Consider the following 21,635-nt stretch of genomic DNA (forward strand, 5'->3'; position numbering starts at 1 on the left):
GCGCTACGAGACTGGCGTGCCGGGAGTGGCGGGTGTTCCGCAGGAGCCCTCTCATCGCAGACCGCCTCCGTATCGTGCCTCGTTGTCGGCCCGGGCTTCCTCCCGCAGGGCGTCGAATGCGGCGTTGAGGCGGCGGGCGAGATCCGTGTGGGTGTATTCGACGGTGACGCTTGGATGCAGAGTCAATTCGAGCAACTTTCCATCAGAATTGACCACGGCTTGGATGTCACCGAGATCAACGCTATAGGTGATCTTCTCTGCCTCGGCGACCAATTTTTCCCATCGGTCCGCCGCGGCGTTCAATTCCCGGAGAACTTCGTCGACCAGGGCGCGGTCATCCATCGATACCCGCTCTCCGGTGGCGGCAACCGCCCCGGCCCGACCCCGACATTCCGCCAGTATGTCCAGGCCCGGCGAGTCTCGTCAATTCATCTCAGCACGCAGCGCCAGCCATCTTCAGCAACGTCGCCTCAGGAAGTGTGCGCAGCGTTGCCAGAGGGCGATCGGTTGCACTCGATGAACCAGGCGAAGTGGTAGTTGGCCGCATCTCGGTCACCTGCGACCAACGCGGTGGTGGCGGCCAGCAGCAGACAGTTCAGCAGAAGTGCGGAATCCGTTGCGGGATAGCGCGACAACAGCTGATATCGCGCGGTGTCGAGGTGAACACGCAGGACATCGAGTTCTGCATCCACAACTCCGGTGCCCGCCGCGGCCGCCCTGGCGAGCGTATGGGTGATCCGCGGCAACCCCTCACGCCATCGGGTGGCCTCGGACAGCAGCCAGCCCAGGTCGTCGATCTCCGGCGCGGACATTGCGCCCGGCGCCTCACCAGAATCGATTGCGCGACCTCCGGTGAAGGGATCACCGGGGTTGTAGCGCACCGCCGTCTCGGTGACGCCGAGCAGTGCGCGCAGACTTCCTGCACGTTTCTCCGGTGCCGGCACCTCGGTGCCGGGCGGCAACACGATGCCAGGTGGCACCCAGCCGTAAGCCAGGTCTGTCACCACCACGGTGGTGCCGTCCGGCCTGAGACCCGCCGCCCAGCGCAGGCCCGGCTCCTGCCGAGCGAGCATGTCGACCATGCGGCGCAAGCGTTGTTCGGGTGTCTCCGGCTGGGCTTGTTCGGCCGGCTCCTGCTCGCCAGGCTCCTGCACCGTCGGCTCGGCGGGCTCTTCGGCTGGAGGTGTCGGCAGCCGGGGCATGGCGCGGGTGGGTTCATCGGTGTGCGGGCCCAGACTGGGCAGCACCTGGGTGGCCTCGACTGCCTGGTTGTGGAGTTGACGCATCGTCGACTCCACCCGCTGTACCGCGAATGCGCGCGCGGAATCCACAACACGGTTCTGCTCGGTGGCACGCACCGCGTCCGGCATCGGAGTCTCGTGCAGAATTCGCAGCTTGTGGTTGGCGGAGTCGGCGATCCGCTGCAGATCCCTCTTGAGGTAGTCGGCGATGGGTGCCGTCTCGGGAGTCACGTTGTCCAGTACGGCCGGCCACAGCCCACCGAGCACCCAGGGCGTGCAGTCGTCAGGCATGCGGAACGTCGGCACCGAGAGGGCTTGTTCGGTAGCCCTCTTCAAGCGCTGACGTGCAGATCGCCGCCCGAAAACCGCCACCGGCCAAGCGTACCGGCGCCTGCTCACGGCGCTATTCAGCTGAATTGTGGGCCGACGGCGGCGGCGGTAGCGTCGCGTTCATGACGGACTCGACTCTGCAGGCCCAGCTCGACGAGGTGCGTGCGCTGCTGGCTCGGGCCAGGGAGCTGTTCGGAGAGGCTCCGCTGCCGCCGCCTGCAGATATCGCCCCGGCTGCTGACGCAGTGCAGAACTGGGTGCGCTGAGCGATTCTCAGGCAGCCGCCCGGCGCGTCAGCGCCGACCGAATGACGTCGAAATCGTGGTTGTTGACGCGGAACAGCCCGAACCTGAAGCGAAAGCCCCAATGCTGCTTGTCCTCGATGAACTCGAGGTGCTCGATCAGCGGGCGGATGGGCACCGGCGTGCATTCGACGAACTCCACCCGGCGCCGAAACGGCGTGGCGCCCGATGCCAGCTCTACTTGGTACGGCTGGTCGTCGACGACCTGCCCGAGCGCGGTGAACATCCGCAGCGGCTCACCGTCGGGGTAATCGGTTTTCGGTGAATAGAAGGCGATCCAGTCGCCTTGCGCCAGCCGCTGGAGCCGGTCCGGCTTGCCATGGTCGGCCTGCGTGAAGCCTCCCGCGACGCCGCGTGCGACGTGCTGGGCGCTGATGGTGTTGATCCATGCGGTCATGACGCCACGGTAGAAGCGGGGTCCGACAACACGACATTTCTGGAACGTGTTCTAATTCACCGGGAGGAGGGCTCCGATGGCCACTGTTGCCGTGATTCCTGCAGGTCCCGCTGAGGTGACCAGCAAGTGGCTGACCTCGGTGCTGGGAGTCGAGGTCCGTGCTGCGACGGTGAGTCCGGTCGGCACCGGACAGACCGGCGCCACTTATCGAGTGGCACTGGACTACGCGAGGCCGACGGACCTTCCTTCGACTCTGATCGTGAAACTGCCGTCCCAGGATGAGGCGGTCCGCGAACGGGTGGCGCTTGGCTACCGATCGGAGCACTCGTTCTACACCGAGGTGGCCCATACGCTGGACTTGCCCCTGCCGCACTGTTACCACTGCGAAATCGACCGTGATGGAGCCGATTTCGTGATGCTGCTGGCCGATCTCGCCCCCGCTGTACAGGGTGATCAACTGCAGGGATGCAGCGCGACGGAAGCCCGCCTGGCCGCTCGCGCCCTGGCCGGGCTCCACGGTCCGCGTTGGTGTGATCCGGCGTGGTTGACGTTCACCGGGGCCACCATGCCGCGTCCTGACGCGGACTTCGCCCGCGGTCTCGGTGACCTCGCCGTAATGGCAGCCGAGACCACGCTGAGCAGGCTGGGGCACAGGATGTCGGCACCGGATCGCGAAACCCTCACCACCACAGCCGCTCTGGTGGGTCAGTGGCTGCTCCTGGAGCCCGAGCGGTTCAGCTTGCTGCACGGAGATTACCGGCTGGACAACCTGCTGTTCGATCCTGATCGGACCCGCGTCACCGTCGTGGACTGGCAGACGTTGACGGTGGGCCTGCCCGCGCGGGATCTGGCGTACTTCGTGGGGACCAGCCTGTTGCCCGACGAGCGGGCCGCAGCTGAGCGTGGCCTGGTCGCCGACTACCACCGTGAGCTCCTGAGGCACGGCGTGGTGGACTACGACGCCGAAACCTGTTGGCGCGACTACCGCCTCGGTACGCCACAGATCCCGCTGATCACCACGTTCGGATTTGCGTTCTCCGCTGCCACCGAACGTGGGGACGACATGGTGCTGACCATGCTGGAACGCGGTTGCCGAGCCATCCGGGAACTCGGAACGCTGGAGTTGATCGTCACGCCCCCAACGCGTCGGCGAAAGCCCTGATCCGACTCACCGTTCCGGGCGGTATCACACCGTGGTTGCGAAGAGACCAGATCTGTTCGGCAGTGATGTCGAGCAGTTCGGAGATGACATGTTCGGGCAACCCCGACAGCCCACAAGCACGGTCGAAGCGCGCACCCAGGCTGTCCGGGAGTTTGGCCATCAACGCGGCCCGCGTGTTCTCCAATGCCTTGATGAGCTCCATGAGCTGGCCGTGCGGATCGGCTCCGCTGTTGACAGCCACCCGCCAGGAGTTGGCGGCCAGCAACTCGGCCTTGACACACTGATCGATCACCGAGCGCACTACGTTTTCGTATTCACTTGAGGTCCGCGGCGGCAGCCGGTCGATCACCGAATTGATCGACTCGAGTTGAGCGGCGGCGAAACCCTCGAACACCTCGGTGTCCGCGCGTCGAGTGACGACAACCGGTGACTCCGGATCGCCGGCTTGCCGGCGGATCTCCCCGGCGCCCAGCAATGCGGCCAGTTCGGCGTCGGGATCGTCGGCGATGACCAGTCGCGCGTAGGTGCCCGGAGGTAGTCCCAGCCCGTTCTCAAGCTTGCGAACTGTGCCTTTGTGCGCCTTCCTGGTTCCGCGCTCGAGGTAGCTCAGGCCCATGATGCTCACACCCGTGGCATCGGCCAAGTCCGCCAGCGACCAGTCGCGCGACTCCCGCAGTGCGCGGAGTGCGGCGCCGGCTGCTTCCCGGCTCACGCCTGCGTTCCGGACATGCGGGAATGGTACACAGCCCGCTTCGTCTCCTTTTGTGTATATGTTTTTGTCTTCGTTTCTTGCGTTGCCATCGATTCGCATATACGCTTTCGTCATCGCTTCAACCCGAGGAGACGCTCACATGGACCGACCTTGCGCCTCGAACCCCGACCTGTGGTTCGGCTACTCCGACGACGACGGTGCAGACGGTGCCGCCAAGGCCCGCGCCTACGAAACGGCGTCTCTCGAGGCCCGCACCATGTGTCTGCGTCGGTGTCCGTTGGCTCAGCAGCGGCTGTGCGCGAAGCGCGCCGTCGACCACGGTGAGGAGTACGGCGTCTGGGCCGGAGTGAAGCTTCCCGGCGGTCAGTACCGCAAGCGCCACCAGCTTGCCGCCGCACACCAGACGTTGCGTCGGATTGCCGCCGGCGAGATCAGTGCGCGCCAACTTCCGGAGAACGCGGCGCTGCTGGAGCGGCGGCAGTCCGAGGCGCTCCCCATCGCCGCGGCGGTCATCCACTTGCCGCTGCTGCACTGCAATCCCCGTAACGCGGCCTGAGGCAATCCGACATGAGTGAGCTGGAGATCCTGAGCCGGGCTCACCACCTGTTCGCCGACGAGGCTCGACAGCTTCCACTTCAGGCTGACGTCGACCACCTCCAGGCCGCACTGCGCCGAGCCGCCGACCTGAACACCGGTGGCGGACATGATCGTTACCGACACGCGGTGGACACCGCCCGCGAGCTGCTGCGCCGAACCGCGGCCACCGACGCCGACTTCGCCGCACTCGTGGCGCGCGCGCAGCGTGACCATCTGCTGGCTCGACAGCTCACGCGGGCAGTGCTGGAAGCAGCACGAGCCGACGTGGGTGCGGCGGCGGATTCCCCAGTTGCACAACGCGAGGCGATGCGGCGCACCGCCCAACGACTGCGGGCTCAACAGCAGCACGTGTTATCGGCCCGTCGACGTGCCCGTCGCCGTCTTGCCCTGCTGCTCCTGCTCCGGTACCGCGGACGTCGGGGGTTTCGCGGACTGGGGCCCGGCGTCGTGCCGAATGCAGGAGGACGGGCAGGAGTCGCGGTTCGTGCGGCATTGTCGCGACTGGGGATGCCATACGTGTGGGGAGCCACCGGTCCCGATCGCTTCGACTGTTCAGGTTTGGTGCAGTGGGCCTACCGACAAGCTGGCGTCAGCTTGGACCGCACCACCTATGACCAGATTCATCAGGGTATTGCCGTGCCGCGCAGCCACATCCAGCCGGGCGATCTCGTCTTCCCCAACACCGGACACGTGCAGATGGCCATAGGCAACGGGATGGTGGTGGAGGCACCGCACGCAGGAGCGAATGTGCGGATCAGCCGGCTGGGCTCCGATGTGGTGATTCGCCGGGTCTGGTGATGTAGCCATGAATTGTCAGCGGTCCCTTGCCGGGAGTACCGTCCCACCATGTCAGACGGCACCGACGCGTCCGCCATCACCATGAGGCAGAACGCTCTGTCGGCCCGCCATCAGGAACTTTCCGCCGCAGACGCGGTGCTGGCAGCGGCGGTGATCGGCGCCCACGCCATCACCGTGCAATCGCGTGAGCGCCTTGATGCCATCGGCGCCGAGATCGAGAACGCCGTCGCACAGCAACATACGTGGGCCTTGGACACCGCCGCGGGCGCGCGCGAATTCCAACGTTTCCTGCTGGCCAAGCATCGTGACATCACCGCGGTGGTCACCGATGCGGTGGCGGACGCCGACGCGCGGGCAGCCGAGATTGCGCAGTTGGCCGACCGGTACCGGTAGTCAGTCGGTAGCGGCCAGCGCCGTCACAGCGGGCTCCGGTGCCGGCAGCGGATCCGCGTCGGCACTGAAGCAGAAGATCGCGACCACAAAGCTGAGCGCCGAGACCACCCCGGCGGCGATGGCAAAACCGCCGTCACCGTCGCCCAAGCCGCTGGCCAGAGCGATGGCCGCGGCGATCACCGCAGTCAGGGTGAGAAAGAGTGCCGTGGCGCTGCGCGCCTCGGCAAAGGTGCCGTTGGCTGGTGTCTGCCCCTGTGTGCGGTCGGACATTCTGTGCTCAACCCCTCGGTCTGAGAGCGCGAAGCTCGGAGAAACTGGATGGTTTTTACCCCGATTGCCGGTTGCCAAACAGGCTGGCCGAAGGTGAATTGTTGGGGTGAGCAGCCCTCGGTAGTGTCCGGCCCATGGTGGAGTTCGGGTGACGACGCACAGGGAACTGCTCGACGCCGTGACGCACGTCGGCAGCGTCACCGGTGACCCCGCGGCCTGGAAACGGGGTCTCACGTCGTCGGATGTCGCGCTCCTGGGAGTCGTGGTGGCGCCGGAGAACGAGGTCGCGGCGGTGCTGGCCAAGATCAAGGCCAATCACCCCACTCTGTTCGATCCACGCACCGGAGCTCCGGTGGTTCCCACCGCTGCGGCGGCCATCCCGGCTGAAGAACAGCAGGGTGTCGGCGTGGCCGCCATCAAGAAAGCCGAAACGGATCTGGCGCACCAGAACTCGGCTGTCGCCCAGCTGGACCTGCTGGTCATCGCGGCCGTCCTCAACGCACACAGCACCTCCACCCAGGGTGGCGCCGAACTGCGTCGCTTGCAGCAGGAGATCGAGAACGCGGTGCGCGTGCGCACCGATCTCGACACCCCGGCCGGGGCGCGGGACTTCCAGCGGTACCTGATCGGCAAACTCCGCGAAATCGGCGCTCTGGTGCACAGCGCCGGCCTGGATGACAACTCCAAAGCGGTGCTGGCCAGTGCCTGGACCGCGCTGTACGAGTCGTCGAGACGCACCACGGCTGCCGAGACTTCTCCCGCTGCGGCGGCTGCCGGCACGGCCCCCGGCCCCGTCGGCCTCGGCGAGCTGCCCGCCTACGGCGCCGACCTGGGGTCCGACCCGCTGCTCGAGCAGCTCCTCGCACAAGAGTCGCCGGCCCCCGCGCCGCCGGCTCCTCTCCCGCCACCACCGAGCGCCCCGGCGGCGGCGTCCATACCGCAGACAGGTATCCCCAGCCCGTCGATGCTGGGTGGGCCAGGCGGAGCCTTGCCCTCGGCACTTCCGGGAATGCCACGCGCAGAAGAGGATTCGTCGGTGCCCCAACGCACCGCAGTCGCGAGTCCCGATTCCCTGGACAGCCTACTTTCCGAAGCGGAATCGGTTCTGGCAGAGGATATTCCGCCCGGCGAGGAGCCTCCCGAGGACAAGCAACCAGCCGACGCCGAGCCTGACGAAGAACCCACCGTCGAGTCGTCGGAGATCCGGCTGCCCGACGGCGATGTCATCACCGCCCCCAATCCGCAACTGGCCAAGGTGATCAACAGTGCGCTGGCCGGCACCCCCATCGCAGAGGCGTTTCACCGCAACGGACTCGGCGTTCCGCCGCCGGGGACCCCGGTCGCCCACCCCGTGGACCCAGCCGATGTCGACACCGGCGACGTCGGGATGTTCACCGACCGTCTGGCGGTGGCTCTGGACCGCACGAGAGCCCTGCAGGATGGCCAGATCGGTCCACTCGCCGGCGTCAGTGGACCCAGCTTCCTAGGATGGATACACCCGCCGTCACCCACCGACACTGCACCCGCCGGAACCGATACCCCAGCACCAACTCGACCGGCGACCACGCCGGCCAGCTAGGAGATCCTCATGGACAACCGCATTGTCATCGATCCGGCGAATCTGCGCGACGCCGCCCGCCGGCATGCCGAGACCGCGGACTATCTGCGCACCGTGCCGAGCACACACGACGCCATTCAGGACAGCCTCGACTCGTTGGGCCCCATCTTCGGCGAGCTCCGCGAAGCCGCCCGTGAACTGCTGGAACAGCGGCGGCTGTGTTACGACCAGCAGGCCGACGAGCACGCGCAGATGGCGGACAACCTGCACCGATCGGCCACGATGTGGGAAGAGCACGAAGCCCAGAGCGCTCGACGCCTGCACGCGGTGACCGACGAGGACTGAGGATGGAACCGGACCCGGCCTTCGACGTACAGCATCCCAGCGGTCAGCTGCTGTTCCGCAGTTGCCGTGGGGGGTATCTGCACAGCGTCGTGCTCACCGAGTCGGCGATGCAGGCCGATGCGCAGAGCCTCTCCAGGGCAATCCTGTTGACGGCCGACGTGTCCCACCTTCGTGCACTGATGGAGGTGCGATCGGAGATTCTCGCCGCCGGTCACACCCCGTCTGAGGAGGTGCCCGGCGAATCCGAACTACGGGCGGCGTCGGCCGCCTTGGCCGAGCATCAACTGCATCCATAAGCAGCCTCGGACGGGCGTCTAGTAGATGTTGGACGGCCGGATCATGCCCTCGGCCAGATCGCCGAAACCGGGGGCCATGATCGCACCGGGATGTCCCACCACCTGTTCGACGATCGCCGTTTCGGTGGTGATCAGCAGGGCGGCGATGGAGGCTGCGCTCTCCAGCGCCGCGCGGGTCACCTTCAGCGGGTCGATCACACCTTCGTCGAACATGTCGCCGTATTCGCCGGACAGCGCGTTGAAGCCGTGGCCCAGAGGCAGGTCCTCGACGATCTGCACCACGTCGTCGCCCTCGAAGCCGGCGTTGGTGGCGATCCAGCGCAGCGGTTCGGCCAGCGCACGGCGCACCACCTGGACGCCGATGCCCTCGTCACCGGGCAGATCGAGGTCGGCCAGCGCGCGGTGCGCCTGGGCCAGTGCCGTGCCACCGCCGGCCACGATGCCCGCCTCGGCGGCGGCTCGGGTGGCCGCCAGGGCGTCTTCGACGCGCAGCATGCGCTCCTTGAGTTCGACGCTGGTGGCGCCGCCGACGCGGATGACCGCCACCCGTCCGGTCAGCCTGGCCACCCGCAGTTCCAGGCTGTCGCGGTCGGCGTCGATGCGAGCCCGTTCGTGTTGGGCTTCCAGCTGCGCCACCCGGGCACTGACCCGCGCGGGGTCACCGTGCGCGCCCACGATCGTGGTGTCGTTCTCGGTGACGGTGACCCGGTCACACGAACCCAGGTGTTCCCCCTTGACCTCACCGAGTTCCAGGCCGGTGTCCTTGGCGATCACGTGTCCGCCGAGCGCCACCGCCAGGTCCTCGAGTTCGGCGACTCGGCGGTGCCCGAAGCCGGGCGCGCGCACCACCACCGACTGCATGGTCTTGTGCATGTTGCCGCCGACCAGGAGTTGCAGAGCGGGTCCGTCGACGTCCTCGGCGAGCACCAGAAGCGGCCGGTCGGCCCGCTTGGCCGCCTCGATGGTGGGCATGATGTCCTGCACCGCGGTGATCTTCTTGTTGGTCAGCAGGATCACCGGGTTGTCCAGCACGGCCTCCATACGGTCCTGGTCGGTCACCATGTAGGCAGAGATGTAGCCGTGGCCGAACTCGATGCCGTCCACCACGTCGACGCTCAGTCCCAGGACGTCGCTCTCCTCGGTGGTGATGACGCCGGGCTCCCCGACGTGCTCGACGGCGGTGGCGATCACCTCGCCGATGGACTCGTCGTCACTGGCGGCCAGCGTGGCGATGCGTAGCAGGTCGCTGCGCCCGCCGAGGGCCACGGACTGTTCGGTGAGGCTTCGTAGCACCACCGGCACGGTCCTTTCGATACCACGACGCAGCCGCATCGGGTTGGCTCCGGCGTCCACCGCACGCAGTCCCTCACGAACCATCGCCTGTGCCAGCACGGTGGCGGTGGTGGTGCCGTCACCCACCATGCCATTGGTCTGCATGGCGACCTCCTTGACCAGCTGGGCACCCATGTTGGCGAACGGGTCAGCGAGCTGGATCTCTCGGGCGATGGTGACGCCGTCATTGGTGATGGTGGGCGGCCCCGTCAGTTTCTCCAGCACCGCATTCCGGCCCTTCGGGCCCAGCGTCACCTTGACGGCGTCGGCCAGCGCGTTGACGCCGTACTCCAGGCGCGCGCGGGCGTCGCTGTTGTACCGCAGCTCCTTTGCCATGGTCTGTGTCCTCTCGTGAAACTGGTTGTCAGGGAATGAGAATCGCGCGGCCGCGTACCTGGCCGGCGTCGAGATCGTCGAGCGCGTTCTGGAAATCGTCGAGCGCGTACTTACTGGTGTGCAGCGTGACCTTGCCCTGGGCGGCCAGCGCCATCAGATCCTGCAGGTCGTTGTAGGAGCCGACGAGGTTGCCGATGAAATTGATCTCGGTGGAGATGATGTCGATGGTGGGAACGTTGATGTTCTCGCCATAGCCCACGACGTAGTAGTTGCCGGCGCGGCGCAGCATCGCCACGCCCTCTGCGGTGGCGCCACCCTCACCCACGAAGTCGAGCACCGCTTCGGCCCCGTGCCCACCGGTGAGATCGCGGATGTGCTCCAGCTGGGTGCCGTCAGCCACGATGCCGTGGTCGGCACCGATGTCGACGGCCAGTGCCACTGCGGCGGGATTGCGGTCCACCACCACCACGGTGGCACCCGAAATGGCTTTCAGCACTTGGATTCCGATATGACCCAGACCACCGGCACCGATGACGACGCAGACGTCGCGCGGGCCGACGATCCGGGCGATCTTTGCCGCGGCGTGATACGCCGTCAATCCGGCGTCGGCCAATGCCGCGACATCAGCGGGTTCCAGTGTGTCGTCGATCTTGACCACGCTGCGCGCCGTGGTCTTCAGGTACTCCGCGTAGCCGCCATTGGTGTCGATGCCGGGAAAGGCGCTGCTCTCGCAGTGCACATCGTCGCCGGAACGGCAGGCCCGGCACAGTCCACAGGTGATCAGGGGATGCAGGATCACCTTGTCGCCGGGCACCACATTCGTCACCGCGTCACCGATGTCGGACACCCAGCCGGCGTTCTCGTGTCCGATCGTATATGGCAGTGCGACACCGGATTTCTGCTCCCACTGCCCTTCCAGGATGTGCAGGTCGGTACGGCAGACACCGGCTCCGCCGATCCGGACGATGACGTCCAGCGGGCCGGTGACGGTCGGTTTGGCGACATCGGTCAGCTGGAGTTTGGTGTGGTAGCCCACCACCTGGACGGCTTTCATGGCAGTCTCCTGAGGTCTGTGAATTCCGGTGTTGTACTGCCGCCGTCGGCGTATCGGGTGGCCAGCAGACCACGGCAGAAGTGGCCGTTGCCTTCCATGGAGATCCGCACCGACCGGGCGAACCGCAGCCGCATCGGCACCTGCTCCGGCGTCAGCGCCCTACCGTCCTCGCCCACCATGACCCGGCTGTTGGGGCAGGTACTCAACCCGATGCTCACCCTCCGACGCATCAACGCCGCCTTCTCTCTGCCGGGCGGCAGATCACGCAACGTCAGGTGGAAGAGCTCACTGTCCTGCACCCCTTCTCGACGGATCATGTCCGTGACACAGCGTTCCATCGCGGCGGTGTGCGCCTTGTGCGCAAAGGTGCGCCGCAATTCGTCCAGGCTGTCGAGCGCCTCGACGCCGAACGTGCCGCGGTATCCGGCATCGGCAGCCAGTCCGGCATTGATCTTGTCGCTGTCGTGGTGATCGTCGAGCAACACCCGCACCTCGCCGAACTCCAGGTACCGCAACGCGTCCAGCGCGTCGGAGGCCATCAGGTAGGCGAAGTTCGGTGAGCAGAACGCCGTGGGCAACCGCAGGTGCACCTCGACACCGTCGTCGTCCACCAGGATCGAGCGGACAAACCCGAGATCGGTTATGGGTTCGTCCAACTCGGGGTCGATGACAGTGTGCAGCGCTGCCATCACCTCGGCGCGCACATCGACAAGGGCCAGAGTCACAGTGAAACCTTCTCTTTGGCGCCCGCCGCCACCTCCACCTGGTCTTGGCCGGGGGTGGACAGCTGCAGGTGCTCGGGTACCTGCAGGTCATAGAGCGAGGCGGCGTTGAGGCCGAGGATCTTGCGCTTCTGCTCGACAGTGATGGGCGCGTACTCGGCCATGTCCTCCGGAATCTGGAAGTCGACGAACTTCTCGATCAGCCAGCGTGGTGTCCACAGTGCGTAATCACTGCTGAACAGGATCTTGTCCTCGCCGATCCAGTACAACAGCTCACCCATGATCTGGGCGAAGTAGCGGGGCCGGGTGTGGATGAACGGGATCGCCACGGCCAGACCGCCGTACACATTGGACTCCTGGGTCGCGATCCAGCAGAAATCTTCCAGCCTGGGCAACCCGACGTGCTCGACGACGAAGTTGAGCTCCAGGTAGTCGGTGGCCACCTTGTCGATGTCGGCGACGTCGAACGCATCGCGGTCCAGCGGCCGGATGGTGGGACCCTTGTGCACGTGGATGTTCTTGATCCCGAGGTTGATGCACTCCTCGAGATAGCGGCGCGACCAGGGGTCGTCGAGCTTGTAGCCGCGCGAATCACCGTGCCACTCGGCGGTGTACAGCTTCACGCCTTTGAGGTTCATCCGCTCGGCGTCGCGGCGGAGCTGCTCTAGCCCCGGTTCACCGAAGCGCGGGTCATAGGCATGGTTGTAGGTGAGCTTGTCCGGGTGGCGCTGGGTCAGGCCGAACGCCTGCTCGGTCTGCCCGAACCCGTTGACGTAGAAGTCACTCAGCAGCGTCGCCTGGAAGATGGCGTGGTCGACATAGCCGTCGACGAACAGGTCACGCATCAGCCGGTCTTCGCCGTAGTAGGTGTAGAGGTCGTAGTCCCAGACCTCTGATTCGGGGCTGAGGTTGCGGTGGTAGTCGTAGAAGCAGTCGATGAACTGCTTGCCGTGAATGTTCTTCAGGTTGGTGGCGCGGCCGTCCCACAGGTGAATGTGGGCGTCGACGATGAAGTAGTCGTTTCCGTCTTTGGAGTACATGGAATTCCTCTGGGCTGTAGGAGAATTAACGGGAGATGACGACTTTCAGGGCGTCATGGGTGTCGGCGTTGGCGAAGACGTCGTAGGCGTCGGTCATCTGGTCGAGGTGGAACGAGTGTGTGCCGAATGCGCCGGCGTCGATCTTCCCGTGCGCCACCAGATCCAGCAGCGTCCGCACCGTGGTGCCGTTGACCAGACCGGTGCTCACAGTGATGTTGCTGATCCACAGTTCTTCGAGGTGCAGCGTGACCGGCTTGCCGTGCACACCGACGTTGGCCACCCGTCCACCGGGACGGACCACCGTGGTGCACAGGTCGAAGGTCTCGGGAATCCCGACCGCTTCGATCGCGACGTTGGCGCCTCGGCCTTCGGTGAGCTCCAGGATGCGTGCGCGGACGTCTTCACGGCCGCTGTTGATGGTCTCGTCGGCGCCGAACGCGATTGAGCGTTTGAGGCGCGACTCCGACAGATCCACCGCGATAACCGTTGCGGCGCCGTGTAATGCGGCCGTCCTGATCGCCGACAACCCGACAGGTCCGGCACCCACCACCACTACGGAGTCACCGGGGCGAACTGCCCCGTTCTGGACACCGATCTCGAAGCCTGTGGGCAGGATATCGGCCAGGAAGATCGCCTCTTCGTTCGTGACGGCCTCCGGCAGTTTGTGCACACTGGTCTCGGCGAACGGGACTCGCACATACTCGGCCTGCGTGCCGTCGATCAGGTGGCCGAAGATCCAGCCGATCCCTCCCACCGACGCGCAGTGCGAGGGCATCCCGACCTTGCAGGGCTCACATTTGCCGCACGAGGTGATGGCCGGCACCAGCACCCGGTCGCCCACCTCGAGATCCGTCACCGCTGTTCCGATTTCGGTGACGGTGCCGACCGCCTCATGACCGAGCACGCGCCCCGCGGTGACCGCCGGGACGTCACCCTTGAGGATGTGCAGATCGGTACCGCAGATGGTGGTCGTGTCGACGCGGACCACGACGTCGGTGGGATCCCGTAGCTCCGGGTCCGGTACCTCCGTCCACGACATCGAGCCGGGCTTGTTGAACACCAGCGCCTTCATGATTGGGCAGTCAGATCGAAGCCGATGTACTCGGCCGCGTCCTCGGGGCTGGCGAACAGCATGGTCTTGTCGTCGAGGTGCACCATGCGGCCATAGTGGGTGGAACTGATCTCCTCGAAGATCGACCCGTCGAAGTCCTGACCCAGTGCGTCGGTCAGCTCGGCGTAGTCGAATTCGATGAGCTTGGTGCCGTCCACCCGGATCATCGACGGGTACTCGGTGAGTTCCACCCCGTCCTTGGCGCCCATCACGTCGGCGACCACGCGCCCGATGGGAGTGTTCATCAGGGTGACGCCGCACTTGTTGGAGAACTCGGTGGCTGATCCGAATTGCATGGTCACTTGGCCTGCTCCTTGAGCTCGATGGATTCCAGTAGGGAGGCGAACTTGTCTTCGGCGGCAGCCAGGCTGTCGGCGAAAGTGACGGCCTTCTCGGCCGGCTGGCTCCACAGCGGCTGCAGGGCTCGGGCCGCGTCCAGGCAGCGCGGCACCCAGACGTCCAGCCACTGACCGAACAGCGCCTTGTTGGATTCGCCGTGCTGCTCGTCGCGAGACAGGATGCGGAACAGGTTGCGGGTGTAGGCCAGGTCCCGGTCATAGTCGTGCTCGCCGGTGCCGACGATGGTGGGGGTGATGTAATCGCCGTTGCGCGCGGCGATCTGCATCACGAGTTCGCTGCGGAACAGCGAACCCACCAGTTGCTCGAAGACGATGTTGGTGGCGAACAACAGCTCACACCAGTCACCCACCGCCGTCAGGCGTTCCACCACTTCACGGGTGGGCTGCCATTCCGGTGCGGACTGCCAGACCTGCTTGTGGGCGGCTCCGTCGAACCCCTCGCCGACCTCCTCGGACAGGTCGAGGTTGAACAGCGCCAGGTCCTGGGCGAAGCGCATCTTGTGGGCGGCGTTGACGGCCACGGCGGTGTTGATCATGTTGGTGGGCCCCGAGCGCTGGATGGAGGTGAACACATGCAGCGCCAGCCCGTTTTCGGCGTGCATCCAGGCACCCAGGTTGTTGGCCAGGAAGCGCAGCCACGCCGAGTTCCAGCTGTCGTAGGCCCGGGCGCGTTTGGCGTTCTTCAGGCACAGCTCGACTTGGCGCACCACCGCGGAGTTGTTGCGGTAGATGGTCTGGTCCCACTCCTCGTTCGGGTCCAGGAAGGCGTGCCAGTTCGACGACTTGGCCGCCGTCCACTCCTGTGGGTAGCCGCCGGGGCCGTCGCCGAAGCCGTAGATCCAGCCTTGGGACAGGTGGCGCTCGGGGTCGGGCTGGACGTCGACGGTGACGTCTTCGTACATGGTGGCCCGCAGCTTGGCTGGCTTGTAGTACGAGTAGGCACGGCTCTTGGAGCTGGGGAACTCGCTTGCGCCGGCTTCGGAGTCGGTGAACTCGATCTTGGGGAAGGATCTGTGCTTCGCTGGAGCTGACATCGTTGGCCTTTCAGTCGAATGCTGGGCTGGTGAATTTGTCGTAGAACACTTGGTCGTTGGGCACGGATTCGGATTCGAGCAGCGCCAGGGCGGCGTCCACCATGGGCGGCGGGCCGCACAGGTACACCTCGGTTTTCACCAGGCCGGGTTCCTGGGCGGACACCACGTCGGTGACGTTGCCGGGCTGCACCCGGACACCTTCGGGGACACCGTCCACCGATTCCGACAGGCACGCTGTGAAGGTGAAGTCGGCCAGCGTGGCACCCAGGCGTTCGATCTCGTCGAGATAGAACAGATCCGCGAAAGTTCGTGCTCCGTAATAGAATCGGACCGGTCGGGTGGATTGGGTCTCGCTCATGTGCCGCAGCAGTGACAGGATGGGCGCCATCCCCGCCCCACCGCCGACACACACCACCGGCAGCACGTGGCCGTCTTTCAACGTGAACGAACCGTAGGGCCCGGTCAGGTTGATCTCGTCCCCCACCGCCAGACTGTTCTCCAGCAGACCCGCGAACTTGCCGCCCGGGTACTTCTTGATCAGGAACTCCACGCGTCCCGGGGTGGACCCGGTGGTGGCCATCGAGAACGACCGGTGTTCATCGGTGCCCGGGATGTGGACGTCGGCGTACTGCCCGGGTTTGAACTCGAACCCGACCGGCTCCACCACTTCCAGTTGCAGCGACACGATGTCGCGAGTCATCGTGTCCAGAGCCGTGATCCGCGTGCGGACATCCTGGATGGGCACCCCGCCGAGTAGTTCGTCCTCGTCGAAATTCAGCAGTTCGATGGTGGCGTCGCTGTAGGCGTGGGTGCGGCACAGCAACACGTAGCCTTCGTCCACCTCGGCGTCGTTGCAGGCGAATGTCGAGTGCCCGGCCATCTGCACCTCGCCGTCGAGCACGAACGACTTGCAGGCCGAGCAACGGCCCTCCCGGCAGCCGTGCATCAGGTGGATGCCCTGGCGGAAGGCCGCGTCGAGGATGTTCTCGTCTTCGCGTACCTCCATCTCGATGTCGACGGGTTCGAAGTTGATGCGGTGAACGTCAGCCATGTCTCTCCTTTTGGGGATTTCGGCGTGATTCCGACCGCTGAGCGGTTGGAATCACGCCGAAATCGCAACTAGCCGGCTCGGTAGGCGGCGACGTGGGCGACCCGGTCGGCGTCGCTCATCTCGTTGAGCAACACATTGGGGCTGTTGAACACGTTGCCGCGCACGTCGTCGAGCGTCCACATCTTCTTCGGATCGAGATCCAGGTGCGGCTGTGGGATCAGGGTCTTACCGTCATCACGGACGTAACCGAGATCAGAGACGATGTCGGCGAGGTCCTTGCCGTGGTGCAGCGTCTCCCACTCGCGGAAACCGGTGAGCCGTCCCATGTTCGGCGTCGGCCGGCCCTCGTACTCACCGCGGAAGGCCACCGCATCGGTCCAGTAGCAGGTCTCCGAGCAGTAGGTGCGCCACTGGTCGTCGACCTTCTCGACCACCATGTCCTCGCGGACCAGCGCCGGCACCATGCAGGTCCAGCAGCGGTGCGGATACTGGTAGCCCACCTCCTCGAAGGCGATCGGCTTGTTACGCCCCGGGTAGGCCAGCCGGTTGTAGTCCTCCCACCAGCGGCCGAACTTGCTGTACCAGCCGGGGTACTTCTCCTCGAACCACTCGAAGTCCTTGTCGGTCATGGCATCGATGCGCCAGTAGTTGACCGGCCAGCCGGTGGCGAAGAAGCGCGCAACCTCGTGGACGTAGTGCTTGTCGACGATGCGCTTCCACGCTTCCTCGACCAGGTCGTGCGGGATGGTCAAGCCGTACTTCTCCAGCGGCAGAAGATAACTGCGGTAGTAGTCGTCGTAGATCCAGCGCCGCCACATCTCGGCGTAGCTCTCGCGGTCCTTGCGACGGTCTTTGGTGCCGTACTCGATGAAGGTGCCGATGGCGGCGTCGACGACGCAGTGGTTGTTCCACCACGCGTAGCGCAGGTCGCGCTCCAGCAGGGGCCGGTTGCGCTCGTCGGCCAGCGCCATCAACAGGATCGAGTAGCCGTTGGAGATGTGCCGGGACTCATCGGACTGCACCGAGTGGAACACCGTGGGCAGCAGGTAGTCGCCGTTGGCGGCGGCTTCGTCGGGCATCGCGACAAAAAGGGTGTTGGTGAAGGCGGTTTCGGCAACCACCGTCAGGTAGATGTTGGCAGCGGTGATGGCGTCGCCGGTGATGAAACCTTCGCCGAACTGGCGGCCGATGGTGCCGGCGTAGTTGTTGGCGAACGCCTTCTCGGTGATGTCGAACCCAGCCGGGTCGATGTAGTTGTTCATGTAGAGCTTTTTGAGGTTCATCTGGATGGTCGAGTGCCGAACCTCGTCGATCATCTGGACGGCCAGTCCGTTGTGGATCTCCGGATTGGGCACGGCGTCGATGGCCATGGGCATGGCGCGGGCCGCCGAGATCTCGGGAAACGGGATGATGGACAGGAACAGCTTCTGCCATTCCAGCCAGCGCTGCTGCACCTGCCGGAACATGTTGCCGCGGATTGCGCCGTCCATGGCGCCGTAGACGCGGTTGTCCTTCTCCTCCTCCATCGGGAAGTAAGAGCGCATGATCTGCTTGAGCGGATCCTTCTTCGGGGCTTTCTCGAAGGTGTAGTCGGTGCCGAAGCGGGTGGCCGGCGTCGCGAATGTCGGTTCCCACGACAGCTCGGTGATCTTTGCGTGCGCCTTGGTCAGGCTTTGCCTACTCAACGTGTGCCTCCTGGGCTGCAAGCCGGCTGGGTGCCGGCGACGGGACCGATACAACCCTGTGGCGCACCACACAGCCGTCTCACTCTGAGACACAGCTCACACCGACCGCGCCGGTCCGGTTATTCTCAAATTGAGACGCCGAGACCAGTCCGCCCCCCTAGGGTCGGCGTTGCAGCCCTTCAGGACCGAGGTACAGCCACCATGGTCAACAACGTCGACGTCGCGGTCGGCACCCGGCGGGCCCGGGAACAGTTCCTGACCGCGGGCGCACTCAACACCGACGCCGTCGCGCCCGGTGTGCTCAACTCCTGGCGTCGCTCCCGTGACCTGCAGATCCATCCCGACCGGGTGGAACTCCCCTATGTCTGCGACCCCGACACCGACACTCCCCTGACCCACGCCGCCGCGCCGGTGCTCCGTCGCATCGCCGAGGACCTGTCCTCCCAGGCTGTCAGTGTGGTGCTGACGTCGGCCGACGGTCTGGTGCTCGACCGGATCGCCGCTGATCCACGGATCGAGCAGACGTTGGACGACGTGCGGCTGGCGCGCGGTTACAGCTACGCCGAGGAGTTCGCGGGAACCAACGGCATCGGCACGACGCTGGAGACCGGGCAGCCCGTGTTCATCCGCGGCAGCGAACACTACGTCGGGACGCTGGGCCGGCTGGCATGCGCGGGATCGCCGATCCGCGATCCCCTCACCCGTCGCATCCTGGGCGTGGTGGATCTGACGTGTTGGGCGCGCAATGCCGACCCACTGCTGTTCGTGCTCGCCAAGAGCGCGGGAAGTCAGATCGAGGACCGCATCAGCGCGATGAACAACGAGACCGAGACCGCTCTGCTGGATGCCTACCTGAAGCAGACCCGCCGGTATCCGGCCGGCGTGCTGGCCATCGGCGGTGACGTGGTGCTGATGAACCCGTATTTGCGACAGGCGCTGGACTCCGCTGATCAGACGGCGCTGCTCGATCACGCCGCTGAGATGGCCCGCACGTCGTTGAAGACCACCGCCGTGGCGACACTGCCCAGTGGCACCACCATGAAACTGTCGGCAGCAGAACGGATTTCCGCGCGCATCCGCAGTGACAGCGTGGTCTTCCACGTCGCGCTGCACATGGCAGAGCGGTTCCCGACGCACGGCTCGGTGCAGCACATCCCGCGATTGGCCGGTCGCAGCAGTTCCTGGCGCCGCAGCTGCCAGCAGGTCGAACGCTGTTACCGCGACCGAGACTGGGTGGTCATCGAGGGCGAGACCGGAACCGGGCGCACCCGGTTGGGCCAGTCGGTTGCCCAGTTCGTCACCCCGGAGCGGACGGTGCGGATCCTGCGCCCCGAGTCCTTCGGCAGCGGTGAGCAGCTGGTCACCGAATTCGAGGCGGAGACCGACTCCGACGATTTTGCGGTGGTGCTCGCCAATGTCGACGAGTTGCCCGATACCGCGCTCGAGCCGCTGGCGGCGGCCATGCAGTCCTGCGCCGGCCGCGGTTGGATCGCGGCCACCATGGGCACCGAGCGACGCTCCCCGCTGGTGGACCTGCTGGTGCTGCCGTTTTTCACCCACACCGTCACCGTCCCCGCGTTGCGACACCGCATCGAGGACCTCGACGAACTGGTGCCGATGCTGCTGAGTGAACTGACCCGCGGCGCCGACGTGCGGATGGACAGCGCGGCCATGCGCCAGCTCAGCAAGCTGGCATGGCCCGGGAACGTGGCCCAGCTGCGCAGCGTGCTCGCGGCGACCGTCGCCAGGCAGCGCTCCGGCATCATCGGTGTGGACAAGCTGCCCGCCGCCTGCCGTTCGCTGACCCGGCGCAAGCTCACGCAGTTGGAATCGCTGGAGCGTGACGCCATCGTGCGCAGCTTGAGTGAAAACGGCGGCAGCAAGGCCGAGGCCGCCGAGGCGCTGGGGATGTCTCGGGCCACCATCTACCGCAAGATCAAGGACTTCGGCATCGCCTGACTATGGTGGCGGTGGTGAGCACCGAAACTCCGATCACGATGTCGCGGCGTCACACCGTCGACGGCGTACTGCGCCGCTCTGCCGCACGGACCCCGACCCGCACCGCACTGCGGTTCTCCGACCGCGCCTGGACCTACCGCGACCTCGATGACAGCGTGACCCGCGCCGCCGGCCACCTGCTTGCGCTCGGCTTGCGGCCCGGTGACCGGGTGGCGGCCTACGGCCAGAACTCCGACGCCTACGTCATCGGGTTCCTGGCCTGTGCGCGTGCGGGTTTGATTCACGTGCCCATCAACTACGCGCTCAAGAACGACGAGCTGGCCTATCCTCTGTCACAGTCCGGTGCGCGCGCCGTCCTGGTGGATCCCGCGCTGCGCCAGGATGTCTCGGCTGCGTCGGATGTCGAACACATGATCACCCTGCGCGATCAGCCGGATTCACTGGTGGAGGTCGCAGCTTCCGGTGCCCTACCCGAGATCGCGGCCATCGCCGATGGCCAGGACCTGGTGCAATTGCTGTACACCTCGGGCACCACGTCACGACCCAAGGGCGCCATGATGACGCACGAGGCACTGGTCTATGAGTACATGTCCTGTTTGCACGCACTCGATTTCGCCTCCGATGACAACCCGCTGATCGCGATGCCGCTGTACCACTCGGCGGGTATGCACGTCTTCATGCTGCCGTATCTGGCGGTGGGCGCCACCGTGCATCTGATCGAGAAGCCCGATATCCCGGAGATTCTGCGCTGCGTCGAAGCCGAGCGCATCGGTTCACTGTTCCTGGCGCCGACAGTGTGGGTGCCGCTGGCCAATCGCGACGACCTGGACCGCTACGACCTGTCGTCTTTGACCAAGGCACAGTACGGGGCATCCACCATGCCGGTCACGGTGCTCGAGCGGTTGCGCTCCCGCTACCCGGACATCGGGTTCTACAACTGCTTCGGCCAATCCGAGATCGGTCCGCTGGCTACCGTGCTACGGCCCGAGGAGCACGAGGACCGACCAGCGTCGTGCGGTACACCCGTGTTGTTCGTCGAGGCGCGGGTGGTCGACGAACACGGCGCCGACGTACCCCCGGGGCAACCCGGCGAGGTGCTGTACCGATCGCCGCAGCTGTGCCGCGGATACTGGGACAACCCCGACGCGACGGCCGAGGCGTTCCGCGACGGCTGGTTTCACTCAGGAGATCTGGCCACCCGCGACGAGCAGGGCTACCTCACGATCGTCGACCGCATCAAGGACGTCATCAACACGGGCGGAATCCTGGTGGCGTCCCGGGAGATCGAGGATGCGGTGTACACCCACGCCGGAGTCGCCGAGGTGGCGGTGATCGGCACCCCACACGACAAGTGGATCGAAGCGGTCACCGCTGTGGTGGTGCTGCGTGAGGACGCCGGCGAGGTCGAGCCCGAATCGATCATCGAGCACGTGCGGCCCGCTCTGGCGTCGTTCAAGGTGCCCAAGCGGGTGGTTTTCATGGATTCGCTGCCCCGCAACCAGAGCGGCAAGCTGCTCAAACGGGAGCTGCGGGGCCAGGTCTGACAGGACG

24 protein-coding genes are annotated in these 21,635 nt (G+C 65.7%); 10 read left to right on the forward strand and 14 right to left on the reverse strand.

Annotated features, from left to right (window positions below; translation table 11 throughout):
* Nucleotides 1–51: 51 nt before the first annotated feature.
* Nucleotides 52–342 (reverse strand): DUF2710 family protein, encoded by a 291-nt coding sequence (locus BVC93_RS11475; protein WP_083737279.1) that lies wholly within the window; start codon nt 340–342, stop codon nt 52–54.
* A gap of 128 nt (nt 343–470) precedes the next feature.
* The gene (locus tag BVC93_RS11480; protein ID WP_236950327.1) at nt 471–1,532 is read right to left on the reverse strand and encodes a DUF5631 domain-containing protein; all 1,062 of its coding nucleotides are present in this window, start codon (nt 1,530–1,532) and stop codon (nt 471–473) included.
* 161 nt (nt 1,533–1,693) lie between these two features.
* Here BVC93_RS11480 and BVC93_RS33565 point away from each other — a divergent pair, with 161 nt between their 5' ends.
* Nucleotides 1,694–1,837: a hypothetical protein gene (locus BVC93_RS33565; protein ID WP_192860266.1), complete on the forward strand. Its 144-nt coding sequence runs from the start codon at nt 1,694–1,696 to the stop codon at nt 1,835–1,837.
* Nucleotides 1,838–1,844: 7 nt separating this feature from the next.
* Here the strand turns inward: BVC93_RS33565 and BVC93_RS11490 are convergent, their stop codons facing one another.
* A complete protein-coding gene (locus BVC93_RS11490) occupies nt 1,845–2,270 on the reverse strand; it encodes an EVE domain-containing protein (protein WP_083737285.1) in 426 nt (141 codons plus the stop codon).
* Between the two features lie 76 nt (nt 2,271–2,346).
* Here BVC93_RS11490 and BVC93_RS11495 point away from each other — a divergent pair, with 76 nt between their 5' ends.
* The gene (locus BVC93_RS11495) at nt 2,347–3,432 is read left to right on the forward strand and encodes a phosphotransferase family protein (protein ID WP_083737287.1); all 1,086 of its coding nucleotides are present in this window, start codon (nt 2,347–2,349) and stop codon (nt 3,430–3,432) included.
* Here the strand turns inward: BVC93_RS11495 and BVC93_RS11500 are convergent.
* Nucleotides 3,401–4,144: a helix-turn-helix domain-containing protein gene (locus BVC93_RS11500; RefSeq protein WP_083737289.1), complete on the reverse strand. Its 744-nt coding sequence runs from the start codon at nt 4,142–4,144 to the stop codon at nt 3,401–3,403. The genes BVC93_RS11495 and BVC93_RS11500 overlap by 32 nt on opposite strands.
* Nucleotides 4,145–4,283: 139 nt before the next feature.
* Between BVC93_RS11500 and BVC93_RS11505 the strand changes: the two genes are divergently transcribed.
* The 3 genes from BVC93_RS11505 to BVC93_RS11515 are packed head-to-tail and all read left to right on the forward strand — an operon-like array spanning nt 4,284 to nt 5,932.
* Entirely contained in the window at nt 4,284–4,700 is a 417-nt protein-coding gene (locus BVC93_RS11505; protein WP_083737291.1) for a WhiB family transcriptional regulator, read from the forward strand.
* An 11-nt stretch (nt 4,701–4,711) separates the two neighbouring features.
* Nucleotides 4,712–5,539 carry a C40 family peptidase gene (locus BVC93_RS11510; RefSeq protein WP_083737293.1) on the forward strand — a complete coding sequence of 276 codons (828 nt, stop codon included), beginning with the start codon at nt 4,712–4,714 and terminating at the stop codon, nt 5,537–5,539.
* 48 nt (nt 5,540–5,587) lie between these two features.
* Nucleotides 5,588–5,932 carry a DUF4226 domain-containing protein gene (locus BVC93_RS11515; protein WP_083737295.1) on the forward strand — a complete coding sequence of 115 codons (345 nt, stop codon included), beginning with the start codon at nt 5,588–5,590 and terminating at the stop codon, nt 5,930–5,932.
* On the opposite strand, the gene BVC93_RS11520 is transcribed toward BVC93_RS11515, so the two are convergent.
* Nucleotides 5,933–6,202 carry a hypothetical protein gene (locus BVC93_RS11520; protein ID WP_083737297.1) on the reverse strand — a complete coding sequence of 90 codons (270 nt, stop codon included), beginning with the start codon at nt 6,200–6,202 and terminating at the stop codon, nt 5,933–5,935.
* Between the two features lie 148 nt (nt 6,203–6,350).
* Here BVC93_RS11520 and BVC93_RS11525 point away from each other — a divergent pair, with 148 nt between their 5' ends.
* The 3 genes from BVC93_RS11525 to BVC93_RS11535 are packed head-to-tail and all read left to right on the forward strand — an operon-like array spanning nt 6,351 to nt 8,401.
* A complete protein-coding gene (locus BVC93_RS11525) occupies nt 6,351–7,781 on the forward strand; it encodes a DUF4226 domain-containing protein (RefSeq protein ID WP_236950328.1) in 1,431 nt (476 codons plus the stop codon).
* A gap of 9 nt (nt 7,782–7,790) precedes the next feature.
* Complete coding sequence (locus BVC93_RS11530; protein WP_083737299.1) at nt 7,791–8,105, forward strand: type VII secretion target; 315 nt, start codon at nt 7,791–7,793, stop codon at nt 8,103–8,105.
* A 2-nt stretch (nt 8,106–8,107) separates the two neighbouring features.
* On the forward strand, nt 8,108–8,401 hold the full coding sequence (locus BVC93_RS11535; RefSeq protein WP_083737301.1) for a DUF2694 family protein: 294 nt from the start codon (nt 8,108–8,110) through the stop codon (nt 8,399–8,401).
* Nucleotides 8,402–8,419: 18 nt separating this feature from the next.
* Here the strand turns inward: BVC93_RS11535 and groL are convergent, their stop codons facing one another.
* The 9 genes from groL to BVC93_RS11580 form a co-directional block, all read right to left on the reverse strand.
* Nucleotides 8,420–10,069 carry a chaperonin GroEL gene (groL, locus tag BVC93_RS11540; RefSeq protein ID WP_083737302.1) on the reverse strand — a complete coding sequence of 550 codons (1,650 nt, stop codon included), beginning with the start codon at nt 10,067–10,069 and terminating at the stop codon, nt 8,420–8,422.
* 28 nt (nt 10,070–10,097) lie between these two features.
* A complete protein-coding gene (locus tag BVC93_RS11545) occupies nt 10,098–11,123 on the reverse strand; it encodes an NAD(P)-dependent alcohol dehydrogenase (protein ID WP_083737303.1) in 1,026 nt (341 codons plus the stop codon).
* The gene (locus BVC93_RS11550; protein ID WP_157517210.1) at nt 11,120–11,812 is read right to left on the reverse strand and encodes an iron-sulfur cluster assembly protein; all 693 of its coding nucleotides are present in this window, start codon (nt 11,810–11,812) and stop codon (nt 11,120–11,122) included. The genes BVC93_RS11545 and BVC93_RS11550 overlap by 4 nt, the downstream gene beginning before the upstream one ends.
* 32 nt (nt 11,813–11,844) lie before the next feature.
* Nucleotides 11,845–12,885: an amidohydrolase family protein gene (locus BVC93_RS11555; RefSeq protein WP_083737305.1), complete on the reverse strand. Its 1,041-nt coding sequence runs from the start codon at nt 12,883–12,885 to the stop codon at nt 11,845–11,847.
* Nucleotides 12,886–12,910: 25 nt separating this feature from the next.
* Entirely contained in the window at nt 12,911–13,957 is a 1,047-nt protein-coding gene (locus BVC93_RS11560) for a zinc-binding dehydrogenase (protein WP_083737306.1), read from the reverse strand.
* On the reverse strand, nt 13,954–14,298 hold the full coding sequence (gene mimD / locus BVC93_RS11565; protein ID WP_083737307.1) for a propane 2-monooxygenase effector subunit MimD: 345 nt from the start codon (nt 14,296–14,298) through the stop codon (nt 13,954–13,956). The genes BVC93_RS11560 and mimD overlap by 4 nt, the downstream gene beginning before the upstream one ends.
* Nucleotides 14,295–15,389, reverse strand: coding sequence for an aromatic/alkene monooxygenase hydroxylase subunit beta (locus tag BVC93_RS11570; protein ID WP_083737308.1), 1,095 nt, complete (start codon nt 15,387–15,389; stop codon nt 14,295–14,297). Before BVC93_RS11570 ends, mimD begins: the two co-directional genes overlap by 4 nt.
* Nucleotides 15,390–15,399: 10 nt before the next feature.
* Entirely contained in the window at nt 15,400–16,440 is a 1,041-nt protein-coding gene (locus BVC93_RS11575) for a 2Fe-2S iron-sulfur cluster-binding protein (protein ID WP_083737309.1), read from the reverse strand.
* Between the two features lie 68 nt (nt 16,441–16,508).
* Nucleotides 16,509–18,125, reverse strand: coding sequence for a methane monooxygenase (locus tag BVC93_RS11580; protein WP_083737310.1), 1,617 nt, complete (start codon nt 18,123–18,125; stop codon nt 16,509–16,511).
* A gap of 201 nt (nt 18,126–18,326) precedes the next feature.
* Between BVC93_RS11580 and BVC93_RS11585 the strand changes: the two genes are divergently transcribed.
* Entirely contained in the window at nt 18,327–20,084 is a 1,758-nt protein-coding gene (locus BVC93_RS11585; protein ID WP_083737311.1) for a sigma-54-dependent Fis family transcriptional regulator, read from the forward strand.
* Nucleotides 20,085–20,122: 38 nt separating this feature from the next.
* Nucleotides 20,123–21,628, forward strand: coding sequence for a fatty acyl-CoA synthetase (locus BVC93_RS11590; protein ID WP_083740975.1), 1,506 nt, complete (start codon nt 20,123–20,125; stop codon nt 21,626–21,628).
* Nucleotides 21,629–21,635 lie beyond the last annotated feature (7 nt).

Source organism: Mycobacterium sp. MS1601 (assembly GCF_001984215.1).
In the GTDB taxonomy this organism is placed as follows: Bacteria; Actinomycetota; Actinomycetes; order Mycobacteriales; family Mycobacteriaceae; genus Mycobacterium.

Excerpts from the sequence above, each read along its gene's own strand:
- BVC93_RS11555 (WP_083737305.1), bottom strand. The coding sequence starts at position 12,885 with ATGTACTCCAAAGACGGAAACGACTACTTCATCGTCGACGCCCACATT.
- BVC93_RS11570 (WP_083737308.1), bottom strand. The coding sequence starts at position 15,389 with ATGTCAGCTCCAGCGAAGCACAGATCCTTCCCCAAGATCGAGTTCACC.
- BVC93_RS11495 (WP_083737287.1), top strand. The coding sequence starts at position 2,347 with ATGGCCACTGTTGCCGTGATTCCTGCAGGTCCCGCTGAGGTGACCAGC.
- BVC93_RS11490 (WP_083737285.1), bottom strand. The coding sequence starts at position 2,270 with ATGACCGCATGGATCAACACCATCAGCGCCCAGCACGTCGCACGCGGC.
- BVC93_RS11575 (WP_083737309.1), bottom strand. The coding sequence starts at position 16,440 with ATGGCTGACGTTCACCGCATCAACTTCGAACCCGTCGACATCGAGATG.
- BVC93_RS11585 (WP_083737311.1), top strand. The coding sequence starts at position 18,327 with ATGGTCAACAACGTCGACGTCGCGGTCGGCACCCGGCGGGCCCGGGAA.
- BVC93_RS11560 (WP_083737306.1), bottom strand. The coding sequence starts at position 13,957 with ATGAAGGCGCTGGTGTTCAACAAGCCCGGCTCGATGTCGTGGACGGAG.
- BVC93_RS11590 (WP_083740975.1), top strand. The coding sequence starts at position 20,123 with ATGTCGCGGCGTCACACCGTCGACGGCGTACTGCGCCGCTCTGCCGCA.
- BVC93_RS11535 (WP_083737301.1), top strand. The coding sequence starts at position 8,108 with ATGGAACCGGACCCGGCCTTCGACGTACAGCATCCCAGCGGTCAGCTG.
- BVC93_RS11510 (WP_083737293.1), top strand. The coding sequence starts at position 4,712 with ATGAGTGAGCTGGAGATCCTGAGCCGGGCTCACCACCTGTTCGCCGAC.
- BVC93_RS11475 (WP_083737279.1), bottom strand. The coding sequence starts at position 342 with ATGGATGACCGCGCCCTGGTCGACGAAGTTCTCCGGGAATTGAACGCC.
- BVC93_RS11505 (WP_083737291.1), top strand. The coding sequence starts at position 4,284 with ATGGACCGACCTTGCGCCTCGAACCCCGACCTGTGGTTCGGCTACTCC.
- groL (WP_083737302.1), bottom strand. The coding sequence starts at position 10,069 with ATGGCAAAGGAGCTGCGGTACAACAGCGACGCCCGCGCGCGCCTGGAG.
- BVC93_RS11530 (WP_083737299.1), top strand. The coding sequence starts at position 7,791 with ATGGACAACCGCATTGTCATCGATCCGGCGAATCTGCGCGACGCCGCC.
- BVC93_RS33565 (WP_192860266.1), top strand. The coding sequence starts at position 1,694 with ATGACGGACTCGACTCTGCAGGCCCAGCTCGACGAGGTGCGTGCGCTG.
- BVC93_RS11545 (WP_083737303.1), bottom strand. The coding sequence starts at position 11,123 with ATGAAAGCCGTCCAGGTGGTGGGCTACCACACCAAACTCCAGCTGACC.
- BVC93_RS11515 (WP_083737295.1), top strand. The coding sequence starts at position 5,588 with ATGTCAGACGGCACCGACGCGTCCGCCATCACCATGAGGCAGAACGCT.
- BVC93_RS11520 (WP_083737297.1), bottom strand. The coding sequence starts at position 6,202 with ATGTCCGACCGCACACAGGGGCAGACACCAGCCAACGGCACCTTTGCC.
- BVC93_RS11480 (WP_236950327.1), bottom strand. The coding sequence starts at position 1,532 with ATGCCTGACGACTGCACGCCCTGGGTGCTCGGTGGGCTGTGGCCGGCC.
- BVC93_RS11550 (WP_157517210.1), bottom strand. The coding sequence starts at position 11,812 with ATGGCAGCGCTGCACACTGTCATCGACCCCGAGTTGGACGAACCCATA.